This window comes from Tsuneonella troitsensis, assembly GCF_001441535.1.
GTDB classification, from domain to species: Bacteria; Pseudomonadota; Alphaproteobacteria; order Sphingomonadales; family Sphingomonadaceae; genus Tsuneonella; species Tsuneonella troitsensis.
The window spans coordinates 539,714-554,381 of the sequence record NZ_LMAU01000003.1 but is presented as its reverse complement, the minus strand read 5'-3'; the positions used below and the strand labels follow the sequence as shown (position 1 = coordinate 554,381).

At 63.8% G+C, this 14,668-nt stretch carries 13 protein-coding genes; 7 read left to right on the top strand and 6 right to left on the bottom strand.

Going from position 1 to position 14,668, the window contains the following annotated elements:
- Positions 1-144: 144 nt before the first annotated feature.
- From malQ to AR323_RS09395, 4 genes are all read left to right on the top strand, one after another.
- Positions 145-2,145 carry a 4-alpha-glucanotransferase gene (gene malQ, locus AR323_RS09410; RefSeq protein ID WP_235510523.1) on the top strand — a complete coding sequence of 667 codons (2,001 nt, stop codon included), beginning with the start codon at positions 145-147 and terminating at the stop codon, positions 2,143-2,145.
- A gap of 86 nt (positions 2,146-2,231) precedes the next feature.
- Entirely contained in the window at positions 2,232-3,146 is a 915-nt protein-coding gene (gene cysD / locus AR323_RS09405; RefSeq protein ID WP_057883672.1) for a sulfate adenylyltransferase subunit CysD, read from the top strand.
- Positions 3,146-5,056: a sulfate adenylyltransferase subunit CysN gene (gene cysN, locus AR323_RS09400; protein WP_057883671.1), complete on the top strand. Its 1,911-nt coding sequence runs from the start codon at positions 3,146-3,148 to the stop codon at positions 5,054-5,056. Before cysD ends, cysN begins: the two co-directional genes overlap by 1 nt.
- Entirely contained in the window at positions 5,053-5,805 is a 753-nt protein-coding gene (locus tag AR323_RS09395) for a 3'(2'),5'-bisphosphate nucleotidase CysQ (RefSeq protein WP_057883670.1), read from the top strand. The genes cysN and AR323_RS09395 overlap by 4 nt, the downstream gene beginning before the upstream one ends.
- Before the next feature lie 6 nt (positions 5,806-5,811).
- On the opposite strand, the gene AR323_RS09390 is transcribed toward AR323_RS09395, so the two are convergent.
- From AR323_RS09390 to AR323_RS09370, 5 genes are all read right to left on the bottom strand, one after another.
- The gene (locus AR323_RS09390; RefSeq protein ID WP_057883669.1) at positions 5,812-6,282 is read right to left on the bottom strand and encodes a molybdenum cofactor biosynthesis protein MoaE; all 471 of its coding nucleotides are present in this window, start codon (positions 6,280-6,282) and stop codon (positions 5,812-5,814) included.
- Entirely contained in the window at positions 6,279-6,551 is a 273-nt protein-coding gene (locus tag AR323_RS09385) for a MoaD/ThiS family protein (RefSeq protein ID WP_161808734.1), read from the bottom strand. Before AR323_RS09385 ends, AR323_RS09390 begins: the two co-directional genes overlap by 4 nt.
- Before the next feature lie 4 nt (positions 6,552-6,555).
- The gene (locus tag AR323_RS09380) at positions 6,556-7,848 is read right to left on the bottom strand and encodes a sugar MFS transporter (protein WP_057883667.1); all 1,293 of its coding nucleotides are present in this window, start codon (positions 7,846-7,848) and stop codon (positions 6,556-6,558) included.
- A gap of 138 nt (positions 7,849-7,986) precedes the next feature.
- Positions 7,987-8,856 carry a 3-hydroxyisobutyrate dehydrogenase gene (gene mmsB / locus AR323_RS09375; RefSeq protein ID WP_057883666.1) on the bottom strand — a complete coding sequence of 290 codons (870 nt, stop codon included), beginning with the start codon at positions 8,854-8,856 and terminating at the stop codon, positions 7,987-7,989.
- Between the two features lie 13 nt (positions 8,857-8,869).
- Positions 8,870-10,369, bottom strand: a complete 1,500-nt coding sequence (locus tag AR323_RS09370) for a CoA-acylating methylmalonate-semialdehyde dehydrogenase (protein WP_057883665.1) — start codon at positions 10,367-10,369, stop codon at positions 8,870-8,872.
- 99 nt (positions 10,370-10,468) lie between these two features.
- On the opposite strand from AR323_RS09370, the gene AR323_RS09365 reads away from it, so the two are divergent.
- Complete coding sequence (locus AR323_RS09365; protein ID WP_321164542.1) at positions 10,469-11,368, top strand: LysR family transcriptional regulator; 900 nt, start codon at positions 10,469-10,471, stop codon at positions 11,366-11,368.
- A 40-nt stretch (positions 11,369-11,408) separates the two neighbouring features.
- Positions 11,409-12,581 carry a molybdopterin molybdotransferase MoeA gene (locus AR323_RS09360; RefSeq protein ID WP_057883663.1) on the top strand — a complete coding sequence of 391 codons (1,173 nt, stop codon included), beginning with the start codon at positions 11,409-11,411 and terminating at the stop codon, positions 12,579-12,581.
- Between the two features lie 27 nt (positions 12,582-12,608).
- On the opposite strand, the gene moaA is transcribed toward AR323_RS09360, so the two are convergent.
- Complete coding sequence (moaA, locus tag AR323_RS09355) at positions 12,609-13,589, bottom strand: GTP 3',8-cyclase MoaA (RefSeq protein ID WP_083495331.1); 981 nt, start codon at positions 13,587-13,589, stop codon at positions 12,609-12,611.
- 724 nt (positions 13,590-14,313) lie between these two features.
- Between moaA and AR323_RS14660 the strand changes: the two genes are divergently transcribed.
- Positions 14,314-14,640 (top strand): hypothetical protein, encoded by a 327-nt coding sequence (locus AR323_RS14660; RefSeq protein ID WP_161808733.1) that lies wholly within the window; start codon positions 14,314-14,316, stop codon positions 14,638-14,640.
- Positions 14,641-14,668 lie beyond the last annotated feature (28 nt).

Genomic DNA, 14,668 nt, shown 5'->3' with positions numbered 1-14,668 from the left:
GAACCCTGGTTTGAGAATGCGCATCCGTCCCGACCGGACCGATCGGCCGCCCAGCGTTGGCCGACCGCGGGAGCAAAGTCGACTCGCATACGATTGCAGCATGCTGCACTGCATCAAGAACACTTGCCAGCGGGACATCGAGCGATGATGCAGGATCCGCTTTGTCGCGACCCCCATGCCCACGAGGACCCTATCGACCCGCTTCACCAGTTAGCCGCCGCCGCCGGTCTCGCCCGACACTGGCGCGATGTCACCGGTCGCGAGCGCGTTGTGCCGGATGAGACGCTCGAAGCGATTCTCGCTCGGCTGGGGATGGACCGCGCGACAGTAGAACAGGGCCTTCCGTCGCTCATCGTGGCGGACGCGGGCAAGCGTTTCGAGTTGCCGTTCGTGCCGGTCCGGGCCGAGGCAACCGGTGAAGACGGGGCGACGTTGGGGCTGATCGTCGACGGGGCAGGGTTCCTGGCCCCCGATCGGCCCGGTTATTACGACCTCTCGATCGACGGCCAGGCGACCCGGCTGGCGGTCGCGCCCCAACGCGCGCCCAGCCTGCCTGCATCGGCCCGCAAGTGGGCGGCGGCAATCCAGATACCTGCGCTACGGGGTGATCGATCGAGTGCTTTCGGCACCTTCGCGGAACTTGCTGCGGCCGCACGCGCATTTGCCGGCAGGGGTGCAGCAGCCTTGGCGATCAATCCTGTCCATGCCCTCTTTCCCGGCGAGGGGCGCGATTTCAGCCCCTATTCGCCTTCGAGCCGGATATTCCTGAACGGAGCGATGGGCGATCCGGCGCTCGCCGGCCTCCCGCCCCTGCCTCAGGCCAAGTGTGCACCACTTATCGACTGGCAGGATGCCCTTCCCGCGCATTTCGCGCAGCTGCGCATGGCATTCGCAAGCCTCGACCAGCAGACCCGCGCACGGATTGCGGCAGATCCGGCGAACGACGAATCCGACCTGCGCCGCCACGCGTTATTCGACGCGCTCTACTGCCACTTCGCCCCCCGCGGAGCGCGCGGATGGCGGAACTGGCCGAGCGGGTACCGCGATCCTGCGAAACCGCTCGTTGCCCAGTTTGCACGCGAGAACGCGGACGAGATCGAGTTCCATCTGTTCGTCCAGTGGCTCGCCCGCTCGGGTCTCGCGGCCAGCCAGTCTGCCGCGCGCGAAGGGGGGATGAGCTTGGGCCTGATCGCCGATCTGGCAGTGGGCGTCGATCCCAACGGTAGCGACTGCTGGTCGCTGAGCGACACGATGCTGGAGGGGCTGACCGTGGGCGCTCCCCCGGACCCGCTCGGCCCGCTGGGGCAGAACTGGTGCCTCAGCACCTTCTCGCCTGCCGGGCTTCGACGTGCGGGCTATGCGCCCTTCATCGAGATGCTCCGCGCCGGCTTTGCAGCTGGCGGCGGCCTGCGGGTCGACCATGCTTTCGGTCTTGAGCGGCTGTGGGTCATCCCCGACGGTGGCGGAGCCACCGATGGGGCATACCTCGGCTATCCCTTCGAGGATCTGTTGGGGTTGCTGGCGTTGGAAGCCGGCCGGGCTGATGCAATCGTGATCGTCGAGAACCTGGGCACCAGTCCCCACGGATTTGCCGAGGCGGTCGCACGGCGCGGCCTGCTCGGCATGGAAGTGCTGTGGTTCCAGCGCGCGTACGACCATGGCTTCATCGGCTCTCCAGATTACGCGTCGGACTCCGTCGCGATGACCGGGACCCATGATACGGCCACGGTCGCCGGCTGGTGGAGCGGACGCGACATCGACTGGGCAGAGGATTGCGGCCGCCTGCCACCGGGAATCGAGCGCTCCGCAGTCGAAGCCGATCGCGACTGGGACCGGGGCCTGTTGTGGTCCACCATCGGTCGGGGCGCCCCGCGACCGGCGCCCGAAACGCCCGAAGCTGCGATTGATGCCGCGATCGCCCACGTGGCCGCTACGCCCTCGCCACTCGCCATTATTCCGATGGAAGACCTTTTGGGAGACATCGAACAGCCTAACCTTCCCGGCACCACGGCACTGCACCCGAACTGGCGACGTCGACACAATGCACCGATTGGGGATTTGCTCGCGCAGCCGGTTGTGACCCAAAGGCTCGGACTGCTGAGTGAGCGTGCGGAGCCAAACGCCACTGGAGACGGCAAACTTTAAGGCCGCAAAGCCCTTTTGCCATCGAACCGACGCGCGGGCTATGCCACTGGCGCCCGCAACTGCTGCGAGAGACCAGACCCTTATTCATGCCTTCGACGTTGACCCATCTCGAGCGGCTCGAGGCCGAAAGCATCCACATCATGCGTGAGGTGGTGGCCGAGGCTGACAGGCCGGTGATGCTCTACTCGATCGGCAAGGACAGCGCAGTCATGCTGCACCTCGCCAAGAAGGCCTTCCATCCCGCGCCCCCGCCTTTCCCGCTCCTTCACGTCGATACCACGTGGAAATTCAAGGCGATGTACGAGCTGCGCGAGAAGAGCGCGCGCGACGCGGGCATGGAACTGCTGGTCCATCGCAATCCCGAAGCCGAGGCAAAAGGTATCAATCCGTTCGACCACGGGCCTTTGCATACCGACATGTGGAAGACCGAAGGTCTCAAGCAGGCGCTCGATCACTACGGTTTCGATGCGGCGTTCGGCGGCGCGCGGCGGGACGAGGAGAAAAGCCGCGCGAAGGAACGCATCTTCAGCTTCCGCACCGCCAGCCATGGCTGGGACCCGAAGAACCAGCGGCCCGAATTGTGGAACCTTTACAACGCGCGGATCAGGAAGGGCGAGAGCATTCGGGTGTTTCCGCTGTCGAACTGGACCGAGCTCGACATCTGGCAATACATCATGGCCGAAGGCATCGAGATCGTGCCGCTGTACTTTTCGGCCCCGCGCCCAACCTACGAACTCGACGGCGGGCTGTTCATGGCCGACGATATCGACCGGCTCGAAAGCGTGCTCGGTTACCGCCCCGAAATCACCGAGCGGTCGATCCGCTTCCGCACCCTCGGGTGTTTTCCGCTGACCGGTGCGGTCGAGAGCGAAGCCGCGACCTTGGCCGACGTCGTGCAGGAAATGCTGCTGACCACGACGTCCGAGCGCCAAGGCCGCGTCATCGATCGTGACGGCGGCGATGCCTCGATGGAGAAGAAGAAGCAGGAGGGCTATTTCTGATGCCCGCCGATCCGACTTTCCGCACCGACGCGCTGATCGCCGAGGACATAGACGCCTACCTCTCGGCGCACCAAGCCAAGACCATGCTGCGCTTCATCACCTGCGGCAGCGTGGACGACGGCAAATCGACGCTGATCGGCCGGCTGCTCTACGACAGCAGGATGATCTTCGAGGACCAGCTCTCCGCGCTAGAAAGCGACAGCAAGCGGGTCGGCACGCAGGGACAGGAGATCGACTTCGCCCTCCTCGTCGACGGCCTCGCCGCGGAGCGTGAACAGGGCATCACGATCGACGTCGCCTATCGCTTTTTCGCGACCGAGAAACGCAAGTTCATCGTCGCCGATTGCCCGGGCCACGAACAGTACACGCGCAACATGGTCACCGGCGCAAGCACGGCCGACCTGGCGGTGATCCTCGTCGACGCGCGCAAGGGCGTGCTGGTCCAGACGCGGCGACACAGTTTCCTCTGCCACCAGCTCGGCATCCGCAATCTCGTGCTGGCGGTGAACAAGATGGACCTCGTCGGCTTCGACCAGGCCACATACGATGCGATAGTGGCCGACTATGCCGCTTTCGCCGAGAGCATCGGGATCGAGCGTTTTACGGCCATTCCGATCTCGGGCTTCAAGGGCGACAACATTACCGCGCGCTCGGACAATACGCCGTGGTACGACGGACCGCCGCTCATCGAGCATCTCGAAAATGTCGAGGTGAATGCGGCTAACGACGCCGAGAAGCCGTTTCGAATGCCGGTGCAATGGGTCAACCGCCCGAACCTGGACTTTCGCGGGTTCGCCGGATTGATCGCCAGCGGGACCGTGAAACCCGGCGACGCGGTGCGCGTGCTGCCGTCGGGCAGGACGAGCACGGTCAAGTCGGTCGTAGCCTTCGGAGGTGACCTGGCTCAGGCGCAGGCTGGCCAGTCGGTCACGCTGACGCTGGACGACGAGATCGACTGCTCGCGCGGGAACGTGATCGCGGCTGCCGACGCGCCGCCCGAAGTCTCTGACCAGTTCGAAGCGACGCTGGTCTGGCTCGACGACGAAGCTCTGTTGCCGGGACGTGGCTACTGGCTCAAGCTTGCAAGCCAAACGGTCACCGCCACCGTCGCGGAGCCGAAGTACGAGATCAACGTCAACACGCTGGAGCATCTCGCCGCCAAGACGCTCAATCTCAATGCGATCGGCGTGGCCGAGATCACCACCGACAAACCCATCGTGTTCGAGGCCTATGCGGACAATCGCTCGCTCGGCGGGTTCATCCTGATCGACAAGCTCACCAACCGCACGGTCGGAGCAGGCATGCTCCACTTCAGCTTGCGCCGCGCGCAGAACGTGCACTGGCAGGCGACGAGCGTCACGCGAGAGGATCACGCCGCGCTGAAGAACCAGAAGCCGCTGGTGCTGTGGTTCACCGGCCTGTCCGGATCGGGCAAGTCGACCATCGCGGACGCGGTGGAAAAGCGGCTCAACCTGATGAACCGTCACACCTTCCTGCTCGACGGCGACAACGTGCGCCACGGGCTGAACAAGGATCTCGGGTTCACCGGAGCGGACCGCATCGAGAACATCCGCCGCATCGGCGAAGTCGCAAAGCTGATGGCCGACGCGGGCCTCATCGTCCTCACCGCCTTCATCAGCCCGTTTCGCGCCGAGCGCCAGATGGTGCGCGACATGCTGCCCGAAGGCGAGTTCGTCGAAATTTTCGTCGACACCCCGCTCGAAGTCGCCGAGGCGCGCGACGTGAAGGGATTGTACAAGAAGGCGCGCGCCGGACAGCTCAAGAACTTCACCGGGATCGACAGTCCGTACGAGGCGCCGGAAAACCCGGACATCGTCGTCAACACCGTCGAAATGAGCGCCGACGATGCCGCCGAAGCGATCATTCGCAAGCTCCTTCCGCTGCGATGAACGACGCCGAACTCGCCGCGCACCTGGCCGCCGACGCGGGGCGCATTCTGCTCGAAGTGCGCGAGAGTGGTCGCCACCACGGCAAGGATCTCGGACGTGCGGGTGATGCCGAGGCGAATGCGGTGCTGGTCGCAGCCTTGCGCGAATTGCGACCGGACGACGGACTTCTGTCGGAGGAGGAAAAGGACAACCCGCTTCGCCTGAACAAGGAGCGTGTGTGGATCGTCGATCCCGTCGACGGGACGCGCGAATACGGCGAGGGCCGCACGGACTGGGCGGTTCATGTCGCGTTGGCGGTCGGCGGTCTGGCCGAAGTCGGGGCGGTGGCGCTTCCTGGACTCGGCATGGTGCTGCGCACCGACCGGCCGCAGCCGTTGGCGCAAGGAGCCGAACGACCGCGAATGGTGGTCAGTCGAACCCGCCCCGCCCGCGAAGCTGTGGCCGTTTGCGAAGCGATCGGTGGAGAGCTGGTTCCCATGGGCAGCGCGGGCGCAAAGGCGATGGCCGTCGTTCGTGGCGAAGCGGAAATCTACCTGCACACCGGCGGACAGTACGAATGGGACAGCTGCGCCCCCGTCGCCGTCGCCCGCGCGCACGGCCTGCACTGTTCGCGGGTGGACGGCAGTCCGCTCGTTTACAACCGCGCCGACACCTACATGCCGGACCTGCTGGTCTGCCGTCCGGAGTGGAGCGCGCGGGTTCTGGACGAGGTCCGCAGGATACCTCTCGGCAACTTCGGCCAGGAGTAGGGCTGCCTAGTCCCTGGGCGGTGCCCATCGCGCGGCATCGGCATGGTCCGCTTCGACCGGTTCGATCCATCGGCTGCCGAGCGCGGTTTCTTCGCGCTTCCAGAAGACCGCCTCGGTCTTGAGCCGGTCCATCAGGTAATCGGCCGCCTCGAATGCTGCGCGGCGGTGGGCCGATGCCGTGGCGACGAAAACGATCGCTTCCCCCGGTGCAATATGCCCGGCGCGGTGGACGACCATCGCGCGGGTGATTGCGAATCGTGAAGTCGCACTGGCGGCGATCGTTTCCATCGATCGCAGAGTGGCTCCGCGATGACTTTCGAGCACCAACGACTCGAGGGCCGTGCCATCGGCTGCCGTCCGCCGCGCGTGGCCGGAAAAGCTGACCACCGCGCCCTCCTCTTCAAGCAAGCGGGTGAACTGCCCCAGCAATTGCATGGGGTCGATCGGCTCCAGCGACAGTCGGACGTCGACGCTCATCCACCCGACACCGGAGGAAACAGGGCGATCCGGTCATGCGGCAAGAGCCGCGCCTCCGCGGAAACCACCGCATCGGTGATGCAGACCTTCACTCGTCCCAGGTCGATATCATCCTTAAGCGCCGGGCAATCATGCGCCACGCATGCAAGCAGCTCAGCTGCAGTGCACCCCGCAGCGGGGATTGCGACCGAAACGAATGGGTCGCCGGCGTCCGCCAGCCGACCGCACAATTCGACCGTGACGGTAATGCAATCCTTCGTCGCCGACATCGCGTCAGGCAGGCCGTCTCGCATACCAGCCGAAGCCCGCGATGATGGCATAGCAGATCGCCGGGAGGATCATCGCGGTGGCCAAGCTGCCGCTGGCATCGGCGACCATCCCGGTGAGGAGCGGGATCACCGCGCCGCCGAAGATCGCGATGTTGATGATGCCCGATCCGTCCGCGGCCCGTGCGCCGAGCTTTTCGCACGCCAGGCTGAAGATCGTGGGAAACATGATCGAGTTCATCAGGCCGATGGCGAGCAGGCTGTACCCGGAAATCGGACCAGTCGTGTTCGTGCTGATCGCCAGGAGCGTGATCGCTCCGACCGCGACCGCCCCCAGAACTAGGCCGGGGCTCACCACGCGCAGCAGCGCCGAGCCGATCAGTCGGCCGACCAGCGCGCCGCCCCAATAGTAACCGATCATTTGCCCGGCAGACTGCTCTTCCAGGCCCATGACGTTGGCCTGCATCAGGTAATTCACGATCAGCGAACCGATGGCGACTTCGGCACCGACATAGAGGAAAATGCACAGCGCGCCGTAGCCGAAGCGGGTCCGCTTCAGCAGCTGGAACCCGCCCGAGATCGAGCTCTGCTCGTGAACTTCGCCCTGCAGGCGATTGCGGAACATCCACACGACGGCGGCAATCACCGCCAGCGCCGCGGCGAGTCCGATGTAGGTGCTGACGATCGCGCGGCTTTCGGCGGTGCGATAGGCGTCGAGCGCGGGGCCGGACAGTTCTGCGGCCGTCACGCCGGCGAGGCTTCCGAGGATCAGGGTCGCGCCCACGATCGGGAAGATCGTGGTTCCCAGGCTGTTGAACGCCTGTGCGAAGGTCAGCCGGCTATGCACGGTCTTCTGCGGGCCGAGCAGGCTGATGAGCGGGTTGGTCACCACCTGGACCACCACGACACCGCTCGCCAGGATGAACAGCGCGAACAGGAACAGGCCATACGTCGCCGTCTGGCTCGCCGGGATGAACAGCAGGCATCCTGCCATCATCGTCAGCAGGCCCACCACCGCGCCGCGCATGTAGCCGATCCGCTTGACCAGTTGCGCACCGGGGATGCCGATCACGAGATAGGCCGTGAAGAAGCAGAACTGGACCAGCATGGCCTGGGTGTAGTTGAGCGTGAACAGCTCCTTCAGCTTGGGCAGGATCACATCGTTCAAGGACGTGATGCCGCCGAAGATGAAGAACAGCGCGAAGACGAAGTAATTCAGGCCCGGCGCATGGATCGGTGTCCCCTCGCCCTCGACCGGATGGCTATCCGTACTCGTGGCGACAGACGGTGCGATGGCCATGAATCGATCTCCCCTCGATGTGAGCGTTCACATCTACAGACTGCCTGCGCTTCGGCAACTGCCTTCGGCATCTTGTCCGGTTAGCGCAAACGTATTCTGAAGCGACTCGGGGCTCGCGTCCATCTGAAGTCAGCGGACCTACAAGGTGCGTATGATCCCACTGAAATCGACGTCGGCATTACCGGCGCCCACGAAGTCTTCGTAAAGCGCCCGCGCCCGCTGGGCGAGCGGAACGGCTGCGTCGGCCTGGTCGGCGGCGTCCATCGCCAGGCGCAGATCCTTCAGCATCAGTCCTGCTGCAAAGCCCCCCTTGTAGTCGTTGTCCGCAGGCGTCGTGGGTCCCACCCCGGGTACCGGGCAATAGCTGGTCATCGACCAGCACTGGCCGCTGCTGACGCTCGATATGTCGTAGAACGTCTGCGGATCGAGTCCGAGCTTCTCGGCCATCGCGAAGGCCTCGCAGGTGCCGATCATGTGGATGCCGAGCAGCATGTTGTTGCAGATCTTCGCCGCCTGACCGTTCCCGGCGGCTCCGGCGTGAATCACGGCCTTGCCCATCGCCTCGAGGATCGGCTTTGCTCGTTCGAAGGCCGCTTCGCTGCCGCCGACCATGAAGGTCAGCGAACCACTGTTCGCCGCCGCGATACCGCCGCTGACAGGTGCGTCGACCATGTCGAAGCCGCCGCCTTCCGCCGCCGCGATCACCTCGCGCGCGGTCGCAACATCGATCGTCGAGCAATCGAGCAAGATCGCACCGGCAGGGGCATGCCCGATGACGCTCTCGGAATAGACCGACTTCACGATCGCGCCGTTCGGCAGCATCGTGACCACCGCGTCCACGCCGCGAACCGCCTCGCGCGCGTCGGTGAACGCCGCGCAGCCGTTCTGCTTTGCCGCCGAAAGCGCCGTTTCCGAAAGATCGAACGCGTTAACGGAGTGCCCCGCCTTGACGAGGTTCGCGGCCATCCCGCCGCCCATGTTGCCGAGGCCGATGAATGCGATTTTCATGGTCCGGTCCCCCTCAACCCATCGTCGGAATGACGAAAGCGTTGGCATCGTTGCCGACGCCGCCGTCGGGCCAGCGCTGGGTGACGGTCTTGACCTTGGTCCAGAACTTGAGCCCCTCGGTGCCGTACTGGTTGGTGTCGCCGAATGCGCTGCGCTTCCATCCACCGAACGAGTGATAGGCGACGGGCACCGGGATCGGCACGTTGATGCCGACCATGCCTACGTTGACGCGGCTGGCAAACTCGCGCGCGGCGTGGCCGTTGCGGGTGAAGATTGCGACGCCATTGCCGTACTGATGCTCGCTCGGCAGGCGCACCGCCTCTTCGAAATCCTTCGCCCGGACGATCTGCAGCACGGGGCCGAAGATTTCTTCCTTGTAGCTTTCCATGTCGGGCGTCACGCGGTCGAGCAGCGTGGGGCCGACGTAGAAGCCCTTTTCATGCCCTTGGAGAGTGAAGCCGCGCCCATCGATGACGACTTCGGCGCCTTCGTTCTCGGCGGTGTCGATCCACGCTTCGACCCGCGCCTTGTGCTCGGGCGTGACGACGGGACCGTAGTGCGCGTCCTTGTCGGTCGAGACGCCGATGCGCAGCGCGTTGATCGCGGGGATCAGCTTTTCGCGCAGGCGGTCCGCCGTGTCCTCGCCCACCGGGACGACCACGGGGAGCGCCATGCAACGCTCGCCGGCAGAGCCGAACGCAGCACCGGCAAGGTCGTTCACGACCTGGTCGAGATCGGCGTCGGGCATCACGATGCCGTGATTCTTCGCGCCGCCCATCGCCTGCACGCGCTTGCCCGCCGCGACGCCGCGCTTGTAGACGTAGTGGGCGATGTCGGATGAGCCGACGAAGCTGACCGCTGCGATATCGGGATGGTCGAGGATCGCATCGACCATTTCCTTGTCCCCGTGGACGACCTGCAGCAGCCCTTCGGGTGCTCCTGCTTCGAGGAACAGCTCGGCCAGACGCACCGGAACGCTGGGATCGCGCTCGCTGGGCTTGAGGATGAAGGCGTTGCCCGCCGCGATCGCCATGCCGAACATCCACATCGGGATCATCGCCGGGAAGTTGAACGGGGTGATGCCGGCACCGATGCCGAGCGGCTGGCGGGCCGAATACACGTCGATCCCGGGACCCGCGCCAAGGGTGTACTCACCCTTCAGCACCTGCGGGATGCCGCAAGCGTATTCGATCACTTCGAGCCCCCGCTGGATGTCTCCCTGCGCGTCGTCGATTACTTTGCCGTGTTCGCTCGACAATAGATGGGCGAGTTCGTCTCGATTCGCTTCGACCAGTTGCTTGAATGCGAACATGATACGCGCCCGCCGCTGGGGATTGGTAACCGCCCACTCAGGCTGGACCTTCTTCGCCGCCGCAACCGCACGGTCGAGCAGCGCGGCATCGCCGAGCGCAACCTCCGCCTGGATTTCTCCCGTCGAGGGGTTCCAGATGCTGTGATTGCGGCTGGACGAGCCTCCGGCTCCACCCACGATGAAATGGTCGACCTGGCGCATGGGACTACTCTCCGATTTTCGTTTGCCATTCCTTTTGCGCCCCAAGAAATTTGCAGACAACAGATATTCGTGCGGATAGGGCCTGCATTTATGCAGGCAATGGACTGGAGCGATCTTCAGGTATTCCTCGCCGTCGCGCAGACGGGCCAGCTGGGCCGCGCCGGTGCCGCATTGCGGATTGACGCCACGACGGTCAGCCGGAGATTGCGCCGGCTGGAGGCAGCCGTTGGCGCCAACCTGTTCGAACATACCCGCGAAGGCCAGGTTCTAACCGAGGCGGGCGAAGCCCTGCTCGTCAGGGTCGAGCGCATGTCGCACGAAGCTGCCGGAATCGATCATGGCGGCGATGGCCAAGGCGCTCGGTTGTCCGGCACCCTGCGGATCAGCGTGGCCGAGGGTTTCGGCAGCTGGGTTCTGGCCCGGCGCCTCCCCCAGTTCGCACAGGCGCATCCCCGACTGACCATCGACCTGGTCGCCAACAGCGGCTTTCTCAGCATGTCGAAGCGCGAGGCGGACATCGCAGTCATGCTGTCGCGACCCAAAGCCGGCCCTATCATCGCAGGAAAGCTGTCGGACTACGCCCTCGGCCTTTATGCATCGCTCGACTATCTCGAAATGCACGGCGCACCGGCACGCGGGGCGGATCTTGTCGCCGGACACAGCCTGATCGGGTACATTCCCGACCTGCTCTATGCGCCGGAGCTTCGCTATCTGGACGAAATCCATCCAGGACTGACCCCGCGGCTGCGCTCTTCCAGTATCAACGCCCAGCACCAGCTGATTGCGGCGGGCGCGGGCATCGGCGTGCTCCCTTGCTTCATTGGAAACGCCGACGCTACCCTGTCGCCAGTCCTTCCCGACAAACGCATCTTCCGCACCTTCTGGATGGTGACCCACAAGGACACACACCAGCTTGCCCGGGTCCAGGCTGGAAAGGAATGGATCGTCGCGATGATCGAACAATGCCGCGACCTGCTCGTGCCGAGGGCCGCGCAATGATCGCCTTGTCCACTCGTGCGGAGTTGGCAGGCGTGACGCAATGATCACCTTCGACGAAGCGTATCGACATGTCTCGCAATTGGCGGTCCCCTTGGGAAGCGAGCATGTGGCTCTGGCCGAGGCGGCAGGCCGCGTCCTCGCGGCCGCCGTCACAGCGCGCCTCGACGCGCCGCGATTCGATCAGTCGGTGATGGATGGCTACGCGGTCCGTAGCGCTGACTTGCCGGGCAGGCTGACCGTTATTGGCGAGTCGCTGCCAGGTGCGGCATTTGCCGGGACGGTATTGCCGGGTACTTGTGTCCGGATCCTTACCGGGGCGCCGGTGCCCGCCGGAGCGGACCGGGTCGTCATTCAGGAAATCGTCGAGCGGGACGGCCATCTCGCCACTATCGCCACGCGCCCGGAAGACGGCGCATATATCCGCCCGGTCGGTAGCGATATTCGTGCGGGCGAAGTTCTCCTGAATTCCGGCCAACACCTCAGCGCGCGGGCCATGGTCGCTGCAGCAGCCGCCGACGTTGCCAGTCTGGAAGTGGTCCGCCGGCCGCGCATAGCCATCCTCGCAACAGGCGATGAACTCACCGAACCGGGCAAGGCGCATTCGAACGCACATGCGGTTCCGGAAAGCGTGTCGTTCGGCATCGCCGCTCTCGTCGACGACTGGGGCGGTGAGATCGTCGGTGTTCGCCGCCTCAGGGACGAATTGGACACCCTGAAAGCCGCGGCGCGCGAAGCGCTCGGCCACGCCGACCTCGTAGTGGTGACCGGCGGCGCTTCGGTGGGCGATCGGGATTTCGCTCAGGCCATGTTCGCCGGGCCCGGATTGGAGACGATCTTCTCGAAAGTCGCCATGAAGCCTGGCAAGCCGGTCTGGCTCGCAAGATCCGGCGGACGCCTGGTGATCGGCCTCCCCGGAAATCCGACCTCTGCCATGGTGACCGGACGCCTGTTGCTTGCCCCGCTCGTAGCGGGAATGGCAGGTCGTAGCGGCGCGGCGGAGTGGATGAATGTGCCGCTAGCGGGGCCACTTCCGGCGACCGGAGATCGCGAGACGTTCGTGCGCGCCTGCCAAACAGAGGGCGGGGCCGTCCCCGTGACCAACCAGGATTCGGGATCGCAATCGGCTTTGATCGCATCGGACCTGCTCATTCGATGCGCACCGAACAGTCCGAGTGCTTCGCCCGGTACGGAAGTCCCGGCGCTGCGGTTCTGATTGCACACGCCCGGCAAGTCAGCCCCACTAGCCCCCGGTCACACTCATATGACGATCGACCGCCGGCGCGGCGGACGGGCCGATTACGAAGTCATGTCGGCGTGGCTTTCCTGCGAGCAACCTGTCGAGCAGGGAATCGACTTCCTCCCGCCCCCCGCTACGCAGCGCATCGCGCAGATCCACGTTCTGCTCGTGCCCCAGGCAGCCATACACGGTCCCGGTCGCGGAAACGCGAATCCGATTGCAGCCATCGCAGAAGTTGTCGGTGAGCGGCGTGATGAAGCCGATGCGAATCCCGCTTCCGGCCAGATCGAAATAGCGCGCCGGACCGCCGGTTCTGATCACCGACGGCAGCAGTTCGAATTCGCGCGCCAGCAAGCGGCGCACCTGGTCCAGCGGTAGGTAACGGTCGGTCCGATCCTCTTCGATCGATCCAAGGGGCATTGTCTCGATCAAGGTGAGATCGTGACCTTGCCCCGCGCACCAGCGAACCATTTCGCCGATTTCGTCTTCGTTGATCCCGGCAAGAGCGACCATGTTGATCTTGATCGCCAACCCAGCGTTGCGCGCTGCCTCCAGACCACGCAGCACGGCCGAAAGGTCCCCGCCCCGCGTGATGTGCGCGAACCGATCGGGACAAAAGCTGTCCACACTGACATTGATCCGCCGCATGCCCGCAGCATGGAGCGACGAAGCAAACCGTTCGAGCAGCGTGCCATTGGTCGTGAGAGTCAGCTCGTCCAAGCCCGATCCAACCTTCGACCCGATGGCCTCGGCAAGCTCGACGATCCCTCGCCTGACAAGCGGTTCGCCCCCCGTCAGGCGTATCCGGCGAACCCCGCGACCAACGAAGAGCTCCGCGAGCCGGGCGATCTCTTCCAAGGTCATGACTTCACGCCGGGGCAGGAACTTCATGTTTTGCGGCATGCAGTATCGACACCGCAGATCGCACCGATCCGTAACCGACATTCTTACGTATGTGATGCGCCGCCCGAAGCTGTCGATCATCCCGTTCGACCGCTCAGGGCTCTCTACCGCAGGGTCGGAAGTGGGCGCGATCGGCATGAAGACACCATAGCGCGCGCCCGAGCGCTGCCAATCACGATGATGACCGGATATGACGGGACCGATTTTCGAAGATTGGTAGCGGAGGAGGGACTCGAACCCCCGACACGCGGATTATGATTCCAACGGAACTGATCCGTAGACGCGTCTACGTAAACGCGTCTACATAGCTAATTTACCAACGATGCTTTGCCTGTTCCCCACAAGCAGGTGACGAAGTCCAACTCAACCTGTGGGCACGAGCGGTTAGCACTTCGCTGCACATTGATCTTCGCCGCTAGTAGGTTGCCACTGCCGTCGTAGTGCTTTTGGGCCAAAGAACCAATCATGAGCACATCAGGTGGGGAGGATACGACCCTGCCCCAGATTGTCGCACTTTCCCTCATATAAATTGTCCATAAACTGATATACGATGGCACTAGTCATTAGTTAAATCCAAATACCAGACTAACGATCAGATAAAGTTAATGCGAAATCAGCCACATCTCACGTATTGAATTGTTGTATATTTCAGACTCTTCTATAGCATTGCATGTTGTGATAACTCTCCGAGTCGAGGTGTTAGAACCTCCAACTCCAAAAGGTCGCGTCGACGCCGCCAGCAACAGTAGTGCCGGTGGCTTAACTGCAAGCCAGGAGTGTGCACATGCCAAATCCAACGGTCAAAATGAATCCGATTCAGGCGCAAATCGTCCTGCGGCACCTACGAACTGAAGTGAAAGAAAATCGCGACTTTGCGGAGACGGTGTCAGATAATCCGATTGACACCTTGGTGCAATTTGGATTCTCCAAGAAGGCGGCCGCAGCCATGATCGCCCAAGAGGTCGGGCTAGGGTCCAAAATGGGCATTACTGACATTACGACATGTTGCGCCACGAACATCACCTCTTGCTGCGTGAGCAACAAGGGCATTTTCGATCATGCAATTCGGACGAAGTCATTGCCCGATGTCAACGACTCAAAAGCTTGGAAAGCACTTCTTTCTGGAAGATGATGTTTTCGGGAGGCATCAGCGAAGTAGA

Coding starts and splice junctions, on each gene's coding strand:
- malQ (WP_235510523.1), top strand. CDS start 145: ATGATGCAGGATCCGCTTTGTCGCGACCCCCATGCCCACGAGGACCCT.
- cysD (WP_057883672.1), top strand. CDS start 2,232: ATGCCTTCGACGTTGACCCATCTCGAGCGGCTCGAGGCCGAAAGCATC.
- cysN (WP_057883671.1), top strand. CDS start 3,146: ATGCCCGCCGATCCGACTTTCCGCACCGACGCGCTGATCGCCGAGGAC.
- AR323_RS09395 (WP_057883670.1), top strand. CDS start 5,053: ATGAACGACGCCGAACTCGCCGCGCACCTGGCCGCCGACGCGGGGCGC.
- AR323_RS09390 (WP_057883669.1), bottom strand. CDS start 6,282: ATGAGCGTCGACGTCCGACTGTCGCTGGAGCCGATCGACCCCATGCAA.
- AR323_RS09385 (WP_161808734.1), bottom strand. CDS start 6,551: ATGTCGGCGACGAAGGATTGCATTACCGTCACGGTCGAATTGTGCGGT.
- AR323_RS09380 (WP_057883667.1), bottom strand. CDS start 7,848: ATGGCCATCGCACCGTCTGTCGCCACGAGTACGGATAGCCATCCGGTC.
- mmsB (WP_057883666.1), bottom strand. CDS start 8,856: ATGAAAATCGCATTCATCGGCCTCGGCAACATGGGCGGCGGGATGGCC.
- AR323_RS09370 (WP_057883665.1), bottom strand. CDS start 10,369: ATGCGCCAGGTCGACCATTTCATCGTGGGTGGAGCCGGAGGCTCGTCC.
- AR323_RS09365 (WP_321164542.1), top strand. CDS start 10,469: ATGGACTGGAGCGATCTTCAGGTATTCCTCGCCGTCGCGCAGACGGGC.
- AR323_RS09360 (WP_057883663.1), top strand. CDS start 11,409: ATGATCACCTTCGACGAAGCGTATCGACATGTCTCGCAATTGGCGGTC.
- moaA (WP_083495331.1), bottom strand. CDS start 13,589: ATGATCGACAGCTTCGGGCGGCGCATCACATACGTAAGAATGTCGGTT.
- AR323_RS14660 (WP_161808733.1), top strand. CDS start 14,314: ATGAATCCGATTCAGGCGCAAATCGTCCTGCGGCACCTACGAACTGAA.